This window comes from Anaerocolumna xylanovorans DSM 12503, assembly GCF_900143645.1.
Lineage (GTDB): Bacteria > Bacillota > Clostridia > Lachnospirales > Lachnospiraceae > Anaerocolumna > Anaerocolumna xylanovorans.
The window spans coordinates 54,868-70,828 of the sequence record NZ_FRFD01000010.1 but is presented as its reverse complement, the minus strand read 5'-3'; the positions used below and the strand labels follow the sequence as shown (position 1 = coordinate 70,828).

Here is a 15,961-nt window from a genome sequence, read left to right as displayed (position 1 = left end):
AATAGGCTTCTTTAACAGTTGACTATCCGGTACTTTAAAGCTAAAATGTTCCTAGGATGAAAGAAGGAGGAAAGAGTGAAAGATAAACTTTCACTCCCCCTGATTTTGTACGCGTGCTAAAGCACGCAGATGGGAGCCAAGTATGAAAAATACGGTGTATTTTTCACACCCCCTTATTTATGCAGTATCGTGCAGAGTGCAAGCAATCTACTGGCCAGCTTGCGATATGCATGGGAGCCAAGGTTGAAAGAAAATATAAATGATAGAAAGGATGCCGCAATACGATTCTTTCAACCTTTTTATTTGCGGCAGTACCGCAGGCATGCCTGCGGTATGCAATGGGTATAAAAATGAAAATAACAGAAATAGCAGCAGGAACCTATCAACTGTCCATTGATGTGGAAAATATATTGTTTGAAGGCTTATGGGAAATGCCAAATGGTGTTACCTTAAATTCATATATCATAAAGGGAGAAAAGACTGCCATAGTAGACGGCGTGTGCGGCTGGGACGGAGTTCCGGAGAGCCTTTTCTCCCTGCTTAAGGAGATGGATATTGAACCATCCTCTATTAAATATCTTGTTGTAAATCACGTAGAACCGGACCATTCCGGCTGGATAGAAGCATTCAAAAAGATAAACAGTGACTTTCAGATTCTTTGCAGTAAGAAGGGAAAAGAACTCTTAGGAGCGTTCTATGGTCTGACGGATAATATCACGGTAGTAGGAGATAAGGATTCCTTTGATTTGGGAGAGGGACATGTTTTAAGCTTTGCGGAGATTCCCAATGTTCATTGGCCGGATACCATTGCAACCTTTGACCAGTCAACGGGCGTTTTGTTCCCTTGTGATGCTTTTGGTTCCTTTGGAAAATGCGATGGAAGAATCTATGCGGAGGAATTCAGCGCGGAGGAATTAAAAGAATATGAGAAAGAGACCTTAAGGTATTATTCTAATATTGTAGCAACCTTCTCTCCGCAGGTTAAGACAGCCATCAAGAAAGTCAGGGAAATTCCAGCAAAACTTATAGCACCGGGACACGGACTGATCTGGAAGGATACAAAAGCAATAATTGATGCCTATGAGGCTTATGCCGATTATCAGAAAGGACCGGCCAGAGAAGAGATTGCATTTATCTGGGGTTCCATGTATGGGATGACGGAGCTTGCGGTAAAACATGCTCTTAAAGTACTTGAGAAAGAAGATATTACAGTACATGTTCATAGAGTACCGGAAGATTCCTGGGGAACGGTATTAGCCTCGGCCTGGACCGCAACAGGAATTATTCTTGCCATGCCCACCTATGAATTTAAGATGTTTCCGCCAATGAGTGCCGCACTGGAGGAATTAGGAAAGAAGAAGGTATTAAACCGCAAGGTATTCCGTTTCGGTTCTTACGGATGGTCAGGCGGAGCGGAAAGAGAATTAGCGGATATTACCACAAGGCTTAATATGGGCTGGGAGTTCTTAGAACCCGTTGAATTCGCAGGAACACCGGGGGAAGAAGATTTGCAAAAAATTGAGGTGCAGATAAAGGAACTTGTAAAGCAGGTAAAAGAAGCCGTAAAGAATAAGTAAGATAAAGCACATTGCAATATGTCAGCCTAAGCAGCAGAAAATGAGCTGTTAAGCTACATGGAGGTGGAAAGCTGGCTGCCGGGCAGCAATACTTATCGGCAGCCAGTTTTTTATAACCGCGCTATCATGAGATTAAAAAAAATCCAGGCTGAAAATTGCAGCTTAATTCCTTTAAAAATAATGTTAAGGGCCTCCTCCATGGCTTGGGAGGCTTTTAAACCATTCTCTATTAAAAAATCATAGTCAGTAAACATATCACTGATTCTTTCCAGCATAGCAGATAAAACCCCGAAATGGACCTCTTTCTTTATAATTCCTTCCTGGGCACCCTGCTCTAATAAATCTTTCAGTGCGGACAGCTTGAACTGTTTCAGGTTCTCAATTTCCTGCCACTTCATCTACTGTGAACTTTTTCAGACCGTACCGTTGGATAAGCTGTACTACGGTATCTAAAATTCTATCTTTCAACATTACACCTTCGCTTTCTGAAATGAATTTTTCTTAGTATCGACAGCTGCTAAAAATATACCAATACAGCTGACACCAATAAGCAGCAGCCATGACAGTCTTTCGGACACTCCCCATACAGCCCCTGTTACAACAGCACCGGCAAAGCTGCCGATATACTGAAAGGAGTTGAAAATACCATTACCGGTACCACGCAGTAAAGGGCCGATTGCAAAGGCAAGTGCTGCGGCTGGAGAGGTGAAGGCGCCGAGAATACTTAATGTTTTGGCACGGTGGCGGCCTTCTGCCATGCCTGCGACTCAGGAATAGCCGACGCCGATAATCGCTCCGCTTCCCTGTAAGGTGCGGGCGAGGATTAGTATGCCAAAGGGAATCTGGAAAATAGCCTGCATCAGGCCAAAAGCACCTATGGCCAGGCCTGTCAGAAAGGGAGTATAGCCGGTAAGACCCTGGCAGAGATGTCAATCAAAAAAGAAATAATCACAGCTATAGAAAACGTTTTTAATAAAATTAAGTGGAATAATGAGGAAATATGTTCTTGTTATACTGCTAAATGGTATACAAAAGCCTAATACATGAATGAAATGCACTATAAATGCACGAAGATGATTTATAATGCGCGAACTACATCAAAAATATGGTGTAAATATTGACATAAAAATGTTTTTATTATTGCCTTTCATAAGAAAGCATACTATAATTATATTAATGTATAAAATTTAATGCATCATAAAGGGAAAGGAAAGGAACTTACATGAAAAACTATTATCTGGACGGGAATGCCTATGTTCTGGAAGATTATCACAGACTTCCTCCATTTTCGAGTTTTCTTCCCGGGCTGGCCGGTATCAAGGGTATCCCCATGTGGGTCTATTATACCAACAGAGGACAGGGAGTAAACAGCTTTGGAATACATCACAAGAATAATGCCATTATGGAATTTAATCCAGCCAATACAGCTTATGAAAATACGGCAATAAAAGGTTTCCGTACCTTTATACGAAAAGGAAGTACTGTATATGAGCCTTTCTTTTCCGGCATAACAAAGGCAAAGCGTAAGTTCTGGATTCACCAGAACAGCTTTGAGATAGAAGAAACAGATGATGAGCAGGAGCTGAAAATCCATATAAAATATTACGTTCTTCCTTTGGAGGACATCGGAGCTCTGGTGCGAAAGGTGGAGATTACCAACCTTTCACAAAAAGAGCAAGAATTAGAGGTTTTAGACGGATTGCCTAAGATTATACCCTATGGCATGAAGAACAGCGAGTACAAGGAAATGTCCAACCTGTTAAAGAGCTGGTCCGATATAAAGAATATCGGGAATAATGTACCTTATTATTCCATGCGCTCCTCCAGTGATGATTCTGCGGAGGTTTCAGAGGTGGAAGGCGGCTATTATTACCTTACGGTCGCAGGAGGAGAGGTTGTTCCGGTAATCTACGATGCAGAAGCTATCTTTTCCTATGATACTACCTTTATGCAGCCGGTTCGGTTTTATGAAGAAGGAGTAGAAGGAGTGCTTGGGGAGGAACAATGCTTTGCCAATAAGATGCCCTGCGGGTTTACCCCTTTAAAGAAAAAGCTTGCAATAGGAGAAAGCTTTACTTTCCATACTATGATAGGATTTGCCCAGACGACAGACCAGATAAACGGCAAGCTTGCTAAAATAAAGGAAGAAGGTTTCTTTGAACAAAAGGAGATTCTGGCAGATGAATGTTGTGAAGAGCTTACAAAGGATGTAAGAACGGTAACAGGCGTGCCTTTATTTGACAGTTATATAGAATACAGTTATTTGGATAATTTCCTAAGAGGGGGATATCCTTTTGTGTTCGGAAAAGATGATAAGAAGTCGGTTATCCATCTCTTTAGCAGAAAGCATGGAGACCCGGAGAGGGATTATAATTTCTTTTCCATCAACGGAGAATATTATTCCCAGGGAAACGGAAACTTCCGGGATGTAAACCAGAACCGGAGAAATGATCTGCTCTTTCATAAGGAAGTAGGCGACTTTAATATAAAGACCTTTTATCAGCTGATCCAGATAGACGGCTACAATCCCCTGGAGGTAAGGCCCTCCACCTTCCAGATAAAAGAGGAAGAGCTTGAAAAAGCAGAGGATTTCCTAAAGAAGGCGGCACCAAAGGAATGGCAGGTGCTTCTTGAGACAGCGAAGAACCCGTTTACACCCGGTAAGATAGCAGGTACTTTGGCACGCTACTTAATAGAGCTTACGGTATCGGAGGATGATTTCCTGACTGAGCTTTTGGCATATTGCAGACAAAACATTGAAGCAGGCTTTGGCGAAGGCTATTGGAGCGACCATTGGGACTACAATCTGGACTTAATTGAGAATTATTTAAAGATATATCCCGAGAAAAAGGAAGCTCTTCTGTTTGAGGATAAGGCCTACCGTTATTATGACAGTCCCGCAAGGGTTCTTCCCCGCAGCGAAAAATACGTAATAACAAAAGTCGGGTTAAGACAGTATGGTGCCCTGGTTCATGATAATGAAAAGGAAAAAAGGACGGACTTTGTCAAAAAAGGAACCAATTGGCTTAAAGATAAGAGCGGCGAATATGTAACAACTACCCTGATGGCAAAGCTTTTGAACCTTTCCCTGATTAAGTTTGTAACCCTTGATCCGGAAGGTATGGGAGTTGAAATGGAGGGAGGAAAGCCCGGCTGGAATGATGCCATGAACGGGCTGCCCGGATTATTTGGAAGCGGTATGCCGGAGACTCTTGAATTAAAGAGGATGCTGGAATTTGTCTTAGGGGCATTGCCTTTAAAAAGTCAGGTTTCCCTTCCGGCAGAGGTATATGACCTTTTCATCAAAACAAAAGAACTGGTAGATAAGCTTGAAAGTGGAAGTATAGGCCAGTTTGAATATTGGGATAAGGCCAGCTCATTACGGGAAGGCTTTAGGGACAGAGTCCGCTTTGAACTGGATGGCGGGGAAATCCTTATGGCTGCAAAAGATGCGGCTTCCATTATAGAAAGTTTCTTAAAAGTAGTAAAGAAAGGCATAGAGAAGGCAAAAAGTTTCGGAAATGGTATGATGCCTACGTATTTTACTTATCACGCAGATTCCTATACCGCTTTGAAAACACAGGACGGTGAAGAAATTATAACGCCTTACGGACTTCCGGCCGGCAGAGCCGAAAGCTTTCAGGCGGTCATGCTTCCTTTCTTCCTGGAAGGTCCGGCAAGGTATCTGGCCTCAGAAGAATGTGAGGAGGAAGCGGAGGCACTTTATCAGAAGGTGAAGGAAAGCGGCATCTATGATAAGAAGCTTAACATGTATAAGACCAGTGAGTCCCTGGAGAATATCTCTATGGAAAACGGAAGAATCAGAGCTTTTACCCCCGGCTGGCTGGAAAGAGAAAGTATCTTCCTTCATATGGAGTACAAATATTTATACGGTATGCAAAAAGCAGGCCTATGGGAGAGGTTCTATGAGGATATAAAGAACACCCTGATTCCATTTCTGCCGCCTGAAATGTACGGAAGAAGCATATTAGAGAACTCCTCTTTCCTGGCTTCTTCAGAGAATCCCAACAAGGAGATTCATGGAAGAGGATATGTAGCAAGGTTAAGCGGTTCTACAACAGAGATTTTATCCATGTGGAGCCAGATGTTTATCGGCAGCAGAGTATTTACGCAGGAAAAAGAGGGATTGGCACTGCATTTGGAGCCAAAACTCCCTGCCTGGTTTTTTAATGAGAAAAAGGAGGTTTCCTTTACCTTTTTATCAGGCTGCACGATTACTTATAAGAATCCTGCTGGAAAGCCTACTTACGGCAAAGACAGAGCAGTGATATCCCATATCATAACAGAGGATGGGGAGAGGATAGAAGGAAGCAGTATCCTAGGAGAGACTGCCGGAAGAATCAGAGAGGGCAGCATGAGGAAGCTTATTGCCTACTTTGTATAACAGAAGAGTTTATTAAAGGAGGATATGATAAATGGAGTTAATCGTTACCACTTATGAGAACCAGGAAAGGATAACCAAGGTTCTTGACTTGGAACTGCCCGAGGAAAAAGGCGCCGCCATGAATGTGGTGAATCTGTATCCTGATATTGAATACCAGACCTTTCACGGTTTCGGCGGAGCAGTAACAGAAGCAGCGGGCTATTCCTTTTCCAAACTTGAAAAGGAAAAACAGGAAGAGGTCTTAGAAAACTATTTTGGAGAGGAGGGGCTAAGATACCACTTTGTCCGCACCCATATTGACAGTTGTGATTTTTCTTTAGATAACTACACGGCGATGGATGACCCTGATGACAGGGAGATGAAGTCCTTCTCCTTAAAGAGGGATGAGGAATATATCCTGCCTCTGTTAAGAAGAGCAAAAAGTGTAAAGGGAGAGGACTTCGATCTGATGTTAACTCCCTGGTCACCGCCTGCCTTTATGAAGACGAACAATGACAGGAACCACGGCGGTAAATTAAAAGAAGAATACAAGGAATTCTGGGCAGAGTATATCTGCCGCTATATTAAGGAATATGAGGCGCTTGGCTTTCCGGTTAAGAGGCTTACGGTTCAGAATGAGCCGGATGCCGTCCAGACCTGGGATTCCTGCAGCTTTAACCCCGAAGAAGAGAAGGAATTCTTAAGGGACTATCTCTATAAGGCATTGGTTAAGAATGGACTTTCCCATGTTAAGATCAATATCTGGGATCATAACAAGGAAAGACTGTTTGAACGGGCAAAAGCTGTCATTGACGAGGAAACTGACAAGATGATTGATGGTGTGGCTTTCCACTGGTATACGGGGGATCACTTTGAAGCAATCAGCCTGACGAAAGACGCTTTTCCGGGAAAAGAGCTAATCTTTACCGAAGGCTGTGTGGAATACAGCCGGTTTGATGCCGGACAGCTAAGAAATGCCCAGATGTATGCCCATGATATCATTGGAAATTTGAATGCCGGAATGACTGCCTTTATCGATTGGAATATACTGCTTGATGAAAAGGGTGGACCAAATCATGTGAATAATTTCTGTGATGCCCCAATTATGGTAAATACAGAGGATGGCAGCTATGAAGAAAAACTGTCCTTTCACTATATCAGACATTTCAGCCGTTATATCGGCAGGGAAGCTAAAAGAATTGCCCTTACGAAATATACAGATAAGCTGGAAATGACTGCTTTTAAAAATGCCGACGGCTCTGTTATATTAGTAGTACTGAATAAGCAGGAAGAGGATATGCCGGTATCCGTAAGGATAAATGGATTAAATACTGAGTTTTTGGCTCCTAAAAGCTCTATTGTGACAGCTGTCATAAAATAGAACGAAAGCCAGGTGCTTTTCCTACACATTTCCCATTGAAAAGCACTTGCTTTTTTATAGGGGATTACGTTATAATGGACAGGAAGTTAATGTATATTTTGTCGCTTTACAAGGAGAAGTGGGAGAACTTTATGTCAGAAATTCAAGGAATAAATCGTCTTACAACTACTGCAAGTGCTGCAGCTTCCCAAGAGAAGAAAGTGAGTTCATCACAGGATTTTTCTTCCTTTCTTGGAGAAACCGTGAGTCTGGATGAGATTTTTAACGAAGCAGCAGACAAGTATAATGTGCCGGTGAATTTATTAAAGGCTATCGGTAAACAGGAATCGAATTTTAAACCGGATGCGGTTTCCAGGTGCGGGGCGCAGGGAATAATGCAGCTAATGCCAAGAACTGCCGCTTCACTGGGTGTAACTGATTCCTTTGACCCAAAACAGAATATCATGGGTGGAGCCAAGTATATATCGCAGCTTCTTGATAAGTATGATGGAAATGCCTCTCTGGCCCTGGCAGCCTACAATGCAGGCAGCAATAATGTGGCAAAATATGGCGGAATACCACCTTTTAAAGAAACACAAAATTATGTGAAAAAGGTTATGGGTTATATGCAAGAGGGAGTAAGTGCGGGCAGTACTGTAACGGTGAAATCCGGTACGGATTCCTCTACGAATCTTCCTAATATTGCACAAATCAAGAATAATTTGGTAAGAACGGAAACGGAGGATGCGCCGGAAAATAATATCCTGGAAGAACTTTTTTCTTATGATGATTATTTGAAATTCATGGAGATTTTTATGGAAGAGAATAAGAATGATAAGGAAGAGGATAAGGACAGCTATTTTTCCAAGGCAATCAGTTACAATGCTCCGGTTATGAATCTGTTTAATAATTAGTCGAAAGTGCCTGTTCCTTTTATTTGCATTGCAATAGAAAGGGAATGGGCATTTATTGTATTATTTCTGAAATAAAAAGGAGAATCTATGAGACAAATCGGCGATGTTATCAATGCTATGATTGAGTATTATTCAGGGGATGTAAGAAGAATTAGCCATTTTCTTAAGGTTTATGCTTATGCAAAAACGATTGGTGAATTGGAAGGTCTTGACCAGGAGACCAGGGAGATTTTAGAGGTTACGGCAGTTGTTCATGATATCGGTATCAAGGTAAGTGAGAGAAAATATAATAGCAGCGCAGGAAATTACCAGCAGATTGAAGGCCCTATTGTAGCAGACCCCATGCTTTTGGAACTTGGCTATGAAAAAGCTTTTGTCAAAAGAGTATGTTATCTGATCGCCCATCATCATACCTATACCAATATTACGGACAAGGATTATCAGATTTTAGTAGAAGCAGATTTTCTCGTGAATCTGGACGAGGATAAGGCATCCGAGGAGACTATCCGGAATGTATACCGTAATATTTTCAGAACAGAAACCGGAAAGGCAATTTTTAAGAATGTCTTTCGTTTAAAGCTGCAGGCATAGGCTTATGATAAGTTTAAGACCGCATCACGGCATGTGCATCGGACAATTTAAGGGCTTTGGCTACAGTGAAGGGTTTGTAAGGAACATGACCGAGGTCATCTGTGAACTGGAGGAGTCCCCGGATGCTGAAATTAAACTGGTATCAGGAGGCGACAGCATCTGCAAAAGCTGTCCTCATTATAAGGAAGAGGGCTGTGCATCAGGACAGAAGGTTATGGACTATGACAGGAAGGCTTTGATGTTTTGCGGCCTTAAAGAAAATGAGGTGCTTACCTGGCGTGAATTTAAACGACTTGTAAAGAAGCATATTCTGGCTGAAAATAAATTGTCTGAAGTATGCTGTAATTGCAGCTGGCTTTCTCTTTGCCTTGAATGCCAGGGCTTTCGGTATGAGAAGGAGGAAGAGTCTCTGAACTAAGGTGCAGGCTTGGAATTCATACAAAACAAAATAGAATTGAATAAGGGTGTATTATAGTATGGCACAATGTGAACCGTTTACAAAAAAGGTTGTCCATATTATAATGCACCCTTTTGTATTAAGAAGGGTCCCCTTGAACAAAAAGCACAAAATTATCCGGTTTTTAGCTCTGTCATTATTGATTAGTGACAAAAGGTATTTTCATTAAGTTGAATAATTGGGAGGGAATCCTTTATAATAAAAATATCTTAAGAAAAGATTGGCCAATCGCTTCTTAATATGTCATATGCGCTATTCATTATGATTTAAAGAGAGGGTATGAAATGAAAGAAAAAGTTCAATCATTCGGCAGAGCTTTAAGCAGTATGGTAATGCCTAACATCGGTGCGTTTATTGCATGGGGGCTTATAACCGCATTATTTATTCCAACCGGCTGGGCTCCCAATGAAAAATTAGCCGAGCTTGTAGGCCCTATGTCCACCTACCTTTTACCGTTACTTATTGCCTATACCGGCGGTAAGAATGTCGCTGGAGTAAGAGGCGGTGTTATGGGTGCTATTGCCACTATGGGTGTTATAGTAGGAGCAGATGTGCCGATGTTTTTAGGAGCCATGATTATGGGACCTTTAGCAGGCTACATAATTAAAAAATTTGATAAATTAATAGAAGGTAAAGTAATAGCGGGCTTTGAAATGTTAGTAAATAACTTTTCCATTGGTATTTTAGGAGGTATACTTGCATTAATCGGTTTTCTTGGCATCAGTCCGGTTGTAGCCGGACTCAATACCTTTATGGAAGCCGGTGTTGGTTTCTTCGTAAATCATGGAATTCTGCCTTTAGTAAGTTTATTTATTGAACCTGCTAAAATATTATTCTTAAACAATGCGGTAAATCACGGTATCTTATCACCGATGGGTATGCAGCAGGCTTCTGAAACCGGTAAGTCCATCTTCTTCTTACTGGAAGCCAATCCGGGTCCTGGACTTGGAATACTTCTTGCTTACTGTATCGCTGGTAAAGGAAATGCCAGGAGTTCCGCACCGGGAGCAATTATCATCCACTTCTTAGGTGGTATTCATGAAATTTACTTCCCTTATATCCTTATGAATCCTATTCTGATTCTGGCAGCCATGGCAGGCGGAGCCAGCGGAGTATTTACCTTAAGTCTCTTTAAGGCAGGCCTTGTAGGACCGGCATCACCCGGAAGTATTATTGCTGTACTTGGCATGACAGCAAAAGACAGCTATCTGGGTGTAATCCTCTCCGTAGTGATAGCCTGTGCCGTATCCTGCCTTGTAGCGCTTCCTCTTTTAAAAGCCTTTGGCAAGGAAGAAGATTTGGAAGCCGCCCAGAAGATGATGAAGGAAATGAAGAATGCTTCCAAGGGTATTGTAGATACTGTAGCAATAAAGGGTGTTAAAAATATTGTATTTGCCTGTGATGCAGGAATGGGTTCCAGTGCTATGGGTGCCACCATATTACGCAAGAAGCTTGCGGCAGCCGGTCTTGATTCCATTAAGGTAGTCCACGCATCCGTTTCTTCCATACCGGAAGATGCCCAGGTGGTGGTAACGCATGAAGAATTAAGAGACCGTGCAGCACATAGCTGTCCGAATGCCAGGCTTGTGTTAATTAAAAACTTCATGGCAGCACCGGAATATGATTTGTTAGTGGAAGAATTGAAAGCTTAATATTCTGCTTAAAATAAAGAAGAGAACAGGGGATGGCAAAACACCTTAGCGGATGTCTTGCCAACCCTTTGTTCCTGATTTTGAAAGTATAGGAAATTCAATTAAGTAATGGAAAGAGGGTTTGATATGATGTTATCTCCGCGCCTCATACAGTTGTTTACAATACTTCTTAAGGAAGATAAGGTAGTCCCTGTCAAAAAGCTGGCAGAAGATGTTAAGGTAAGCAAACGGACCGTTCAAAGGGAATTGGATAATACGGAAGGGTTCTTAAAAAAATACGGACTTCGTCTGAATACCAAAGCAGGTACCGGTATCTGGCTGGAGGGGGAGAGACACAGTAAGGAACTATTGTTGGAAGAATTAGAGTCCAATGAAACGATAGATTACATTAACAAAGAGAAGAGAAGAACAAGTCTGATCCTTGAGATTCTAAAGGACAGGGAGCCTAAAAAACTCTATTATTACAGTAATATACTAGGTGTCAGCGAGGCAACCATCAGCAATGATATGGAGACCATTAAGGAATGGTTTGACCGGTTTGAACTGACACTGATACGGAAACAGGGATACGGAGTAACGCTGGAGGGGACAGAGAAAAATTACCGTCTGGCAGTGAAGCGCTTTTTGGATGAAAACCCGGAGAATGGAGACATCAAACTGGCAATCGGCGAGAAGAAATGGTCCGTTCTGGGGGAGTTTTACGAAAAAGAAAACAAGGGTATTTTTCAGTTAATAGATTATAACATTTTAAAACAGGTGCTGCTATGCCTTGGAAGTATCAGGGATAAAAAGCTTATTAAGCTTACCAACAGTTCTTACTGTTCCCTGGTGCTTCACATTACTATAGCAATTATGAGAATAAAAAATAAAGACATCCTTCCTGCGGATGCAAAGGCAGCGGATAAAATCATGTATCACGAAGACTATGCCCTTGCTTTAAGAATAGCGGAGTCCCTGGAAAAGGAATTCCATATAAGAATACCGGAGGCGGAAATTGCATACATTCTGCTTCACATCAGCGGTTCTAAGATCCAGTCCATTGACCTTAACGGAGACAAGGATAATGACAGGGCGGTAAGCGAAGAATTGCTGGAATTAATCAACGAGATGGTGAATGTCTATGACCGGGACAGCTCCTATGAGTTAAAGCAGGATGAAGAATTTATAATGGGACTGCTGGCCCATCTAAAGCCTACCTTTATCCGGCTGAAAAATGGGCTTTCTATCACAAATCCCCTGCTTTTGCAGATACAGGAGACCTATCCTGATATCTATGGGAAATGCAAGGCTGTGGGAGAGTATATTGAGAAGAAATATGGATTTTCTGTGCCGGAGGATGAAATCGGCTACCTTGTAATGCATTTTGGTGCGGCAGGTGTAAGACTTTTAGATAAGAAAGAAAGTCTTCGTAAAGTAGACTTAGGAATTATCTGCGTCAGCGGCATCGGTATCTCAAGACTAATGCATTCAAAGCTTAAGAACTTCCTAAGGGACCGTGTACAGATATATACCTACGGCAAGGAGGACTTATCACCGGGAGTATTAAAAAATCTTGATTTTATGATATCCAATGTAGAATTGGAAGAAGCGGGAGCAGATGTTTTAATGGTAAGTCCTCTGCTTACGGACAAGGAATTAAAACAGATTGATGAAAAAGTCAAACTATATGCAAAAACGCCAAAGAAAAGCGGCACAGACAGTGAGTTTTCAAGGCAGCTCGAGCATATTAATTTCTTTATCAACCAGATTAAGGGAATTCTTAAGGATTTTCAGTTTATGAAGGTAAGCGATACCATACCCTTTGAGGAACTGCTGGTTGCCGTTTCAGAAAGAATTTCACCTTTTAATGCAAATCGGCTGACTATTCAGGAGGATATTAAGAGAAGGGAGAAAATCTCTTCGCAGATAATTCCGGAATATGGCTTTGCCCTGCTGCACTCCAGAACCGGAGGCGTAGTAAAACCTAATTTCTCCCTATGTGTCACAAAAGACAGGACCCCTTTTTTGGATCCCTATTTTAAAGGTATCCGGGCCGTGGTAATCATGCTGATTCCGGAGGACGACGAAGCAAAGGTTAACGGAGATACTATGGGCTTTGTAAGCAGCCAGTTAATTGAGGACACTAAATTTCTGAATCTTATCTTTAAGGGAGAGCAGGAAGAAATCAGAGATTACCTGGAAAAGATATTAAGGCTGTATTTTAAACAATACTTAGAGACAGTTTGATGAAAAAGAAGTAAGAAAAATGTCTTCATAGTATGATGACAAAGTCATGTTTGCTTCAATTGAACCGGTATCAGGGAAGGCTTATAATGGAGACAGAAACAGCTCATACAGGAAAGGATAGATTACGGTGGAACTATTATTAAAAAATAATATTGAGATTAATTGCAAAGCAAAACCCAAGGAACTGGTAATCCGTGATATTGGCAGGAAACTATATGAAAGCGGATATGTGGAGGCAAGTTATATTGAAGCAATGCTTCTAAGGGAAGAGTCCTTTTCCACTAATATCGGAAATGGGATAGCCCTTCCCCATGGTATTGAGGCTGCCAAGAAGAGCATTAAACAATCCGGTATAGCGGTTATGGTATTTCCGGAAGGAACGGACTGGGGAAGTGAAAAGGTGAAATTGGTAATAGCCGTTGCGGGTATAGGAGAAGAGCACCTTGAGATTCTTTCCAATATCGCAGATAAGCTCTCCGATATTGAAAATGTCATAGAAGTAATTAACAGCGGTGTAGATAAAATCTATGAAATCCTTACGGGAAAATAAGAAAGGAAAGTGAAGAACCTATATGATAGTAACAGTTACGATGAATCCGGCAATTGATAAAACGGCAGAATTGGACCAATTGGAAAAAGGGAGTTTAAACAGGTTGAAAAACTGTCTTTCCGATATCGGAGGCAAGGGGATCAATGTGTCTAAGACCATAAAGGCCATGGGCGGTGAATCCATAGCCACAGGATTTTGCGGGGGAAGTACCGGAAAGCTCATAGAAGAAAATTTAGAGAAGCTTGGAATAGAGAGCGATTTCGTTCATATAGGCAATGAAACAAGGGTAAACCTTAAGATTGTAGAAGGGAAGGGGATTGTAACAGAGCTTAATGAGCCCGGACCCTTTGTAACGGAAGAAGAGCTTAATGCCCTGACGGAAAAACTCAAATTCTATGCCGGCGAGGATACCCTTTTCGTATTTGCCGGCAGTATTCCAAAAGGGATTGAGAAGGATATTTACTTAAAGCTGATTCCATTGGTAAAGGAAAAAGGAGCAAAGGTATTTCTGGATGCCGACGGTGAGCTTTTTGCCCACGGTCTGGAAGGCGGTCCGGATTATATCAAACCCAACAGAACCGAATTGGAAGGGTATTATAACAGGGATTACAGAGTGACAGAAGAGGAACTTCTGGTCATGGGAAAGGATTTGTTAGCAAAGGGCAGCAGCCTTGCAACCATCTCCTTAGGGCAGATGGGAGCCTTATTCCTTACAAAAGAACATACCGTGAAATGCCCGGGAATTAAAGTAGAAGCTCATTCCACAGTGGGCGCCGGAGATGCAATGGTAGCAGCTCTGTCCTACAGCCTGGATAAAAAGGATGATTTTACAGAATCCGTAAGGCTTGCCATGGCAGCCTCCGCAGGTGCCGTTACAACCCAGGGAACCAAGCCGCCAAGTAAGGAACTGATAGAAGAACTGAAAAACAAGGTGGAAATCGTGCAGCTGTAAAGAGGAATCAATGCGGCGGAATAGAGAGGTAGTATATGAGAACAAAAGCAGTAAGAATGTATGGAGAAGATGACTTGCGTCTGGAGGAGTTTGAACTTCCCGGGATTAAAGAAGATGAGATATTGGTAAAGATAATGAGTGACAGCATCTGCATGTCTACCTATAAACTGGTAAAGCAGGGAAAGAAACATAAAAGAGCACCTCAGAACATAGATACCAATCCGGTAATCATCGGACATGAATGTGCCGGTGTAATAGTCGAGGTGGGAAAGAAATGGGAAGGAAAATATAAGGCAGGAGATAAATTTGCCTTACAGCCGGCCCTTAATTACATGGGTAAGTTAGATTCTCCCGGTTATTCCTATGAATTTTGCGGCGGTGCCTGCACCTATTGCATTATGCCCCATGAAGTAATGGAACTTGGCTGCCTGCTGCCCTATAACGGTGAGAGCTATTTTGAGGCATCCTTGGGAGAGCCCATGAGCTGTATTATCGGAGGCTATCATGCTAATTACCATACCAACAAGCAGAATTACCACCATGATATGGGAACCAAAAGGGGCGGCAATATCCTGATACTTGGCGGCTGCGGACCTATGGGACTTGGAGCAGTCAGCTATGGACTCTACACAGAGAATAAACCTAAACGAATCGTAGTAACCGATATCAGTGAAGAGAGAATCAAGGAAGCAGAAGAAAGAATTACAAAGGAAGAGGCCAAAGAAAAGGGAATAGAGTTACTCTATATCAACACAAGCCTTTTACAGGAGCCTGTGAAGGAATTGATGGAGTTAACAGGCAACCATGGCTATGATGATGTATTTGTATACGTTCCAAACAAGTCGGTCGTAGAAATGGGTGATGCACTCTTAGCCTTTGACGGCTGCATGAATTTCTTTGCAGGACCTTCCGACAGCGGCTTTACCTCAGGAATCAACCTGTATAATGTACATTATACCAGTGCTCATATTTTAGGAACCACAGGAGGAAATAACGATGACCTGCTGGAGGCTATTGATCTGGCAGCCAGGGGAGAGATAAGGCCTGCTGTTATGGTAACCCACATCGGAGGAATTGATTCTATAGCAGAAGCAACCATAAATCTTATTTCTATACCCGGAGGGAAGAAATTAACCTATACCCAGTTCGATATGCCTTTGACTGCCATAGCGGATTTTGAAGAGCTTGGAAAGAAAGATAAGCTTTTCCTTAAATTGTCCGAGTCCGTGAAACGGCATAATGGCTTATGGAACAGTGAAGCGGAGAAAATACTTTTCGCCCATCACGGCATCGAATAA

The 15,961-nt window shown here is 42.1% G+C and carries 13 protein-coding genes; 11 read left to right on the top strand and 2 right to left on the bottom strand.

Translation table 11 applies throughout. The annotated features are described in order from the left end of the window. Positions 1-350 precede the first annotated feature (350 nt). The gene (locus BUF11_RS16745) at positions 351-1,577 is read left to right on the top strand and encodes an FprA family A-type flavoprotein (protein ID WP_073590205.1); all 1,227 of its coding nucleotides are present in this window, start codon (positions 351-353) and stop codon (positions 1,575-1,577) included. Between the two features lie 110 nt (positions 1,578-1,687). Here the strand turns inward: BUF11_RS16745 and BUF11_RS16740 are convergent, their stop codons facing one another. Both BUF11_RS16740 and BUF11_RS16735 read right to left on the bottom strand, forming a co-directional pair. Continuing rightward, the gene (locus BUF11_RS16740; RefSeq protein WP_073590014.1) at positions 1,688-1,975 is read right to left on the bottom strand and encodes a hypothetical protein; all 288 of its coding nucleotides are present in this window, start codon (positions 1,973-1,975) and stop codon (positions 1,688-1,690) included. 72 nt (positions 1,976-2,047) lie between these two features. Then, positions 2,048-2,335, bottom strand: a complete 288-nt coding sequence (locus BUF11_RS16735; protein WP_073590013.1) for a hypothetical protein — start codon at positions 2,333-2,335, stop codon at positions 2,048-2,050. Between the two features lie 464 nt (positions 2,336-2,799). Between BUF11_RS16735 and BUF11_RS16730 the strand changes: the two genes are divergently transcribed. The 10 genes from BUF11_RS16730 to BUF11_RS16685 all read left to right on the top strand — a co-directional run bounded on the left by BUF11_RS16730 (position 2,800) and on the right by BUF11_RS16685 (position 15,961). Further along, positions 2,800-5,982: a hypothetical protein gene (locus BUF11_RS16730; RefSeq protein WP_073590012.1), complete on the top strand. Its 3,183-nt coding sequence runs from the start codon at positions 2,800-2,802 to the stop codon at positions 5,980-5,982. A 31-nt stretch (positions 5,983-6,013) separates the two neighbouring features. Continuing rightward, positions 6,014-7,342, top strand: a complete 1,329-nt coding sequence (locus BUF11_RS16725; RefSeq protein WP_073590011.1) for a glycoside hydrolase family 30 protein — start codon at positions 6,014-6,016, stop codon at positions 7,340-7,342. A gap of 131 nt (positions 7,343-7,473) precedes the next feature. Continuing rightward, complete coding sequence (locus BUF11_RS24955) at positions 7,474-8,235, top strand: lytic transglycosylase domain-containing protein (protein WP_278277152.1); 762 nt, start codon at positions 7,474-7,476, stop codon at positions 8,233-8,235. 87 nt (positions 8,236-8,322) lie between these two features. Then, positions 8,323-8,826 (top strand): HD domain-containing protein, encoded by a 504-nt coding sequence (locus BUF11_RS16715; protein WP_073590009.1) that lies wholly within the window; start codon positions 8,323-8,325, stop codon positions 8,824-8,826. A 4-nt stretch (positions 8,827-8,830) separates the two neighbouring features. Next, the gene (locus BUF11_RS16710) at positions 8,831-9,244 is read left to right on the top strand and encodes a DUF1284 domain-containing protein (protein ID WP_073590008.1); all 414 of its coding nucleotides are present in this window, start codon (positions 8,831-8,833) and stop codon (positions 9,242-9,244) included. A gap of 323 nt (positions 9,245-9,567) precedes the next feature. Then, complete coding sequence (locus BUF11_RS16705) at positions 9,568-10,935, top strand: PTS mannitol transporter subunit IICB (RefSeq protein WP_073590007.1); 1,368 nt, start codon at positions 9,568-9,570, stop codon at positions 10,933-10,935. A 126-nt stretch (positions 10,936-11,061) separates the two neighbouring features. Then, the gene (locus tag BUF11_RS16700) at positions 11,062-13,161 is read left to right on the top strand and encodes a BglG family transcription antiterminator (protein ID WP_073590006.1); all 2,100 of its coding nucleotides are present in this window, start codon (positions 11,062-11,064) and stop codon (positions 13,159-13,161) included. A 127-nt stretch (positions 13,162-13,288) separates the two neighbouring features. After that, complete coding sequence (locus BUF11_RS16695; protein ID WP_073590005.1) at positions 13,289-13,711, top strand: PTS sugar transporter subunit IIA; 423 nt, start codon at positions 13,289-13,291, stop codon at positions 13,709-13,711. A 22-nt stretch (positions 13,712-13,733) separates the two neighbouring features. Next, on the top strand, positions 13,734-14,663 hold the full coding sequence (gene pfkB, locus BUF11_RS16690) for a 1-phosphofructokinase (protein ID WP_073590004.1): 930 nt from the start codon (positions 13,734-13,736) through the stop codon (positions 14,661-14,663). Positions 14,664-14,698: 35 nt separating this feature from the next. Next, positions 14,699-15,961, top strand: a complete 1,263-nt coding sequence (locus BUF11_RS16685) for a zinc-binding dehydrogenase (protein WP_073590003.1) — start codon at positions 14,699-14,701, stop codon at positions 15,959-15,961.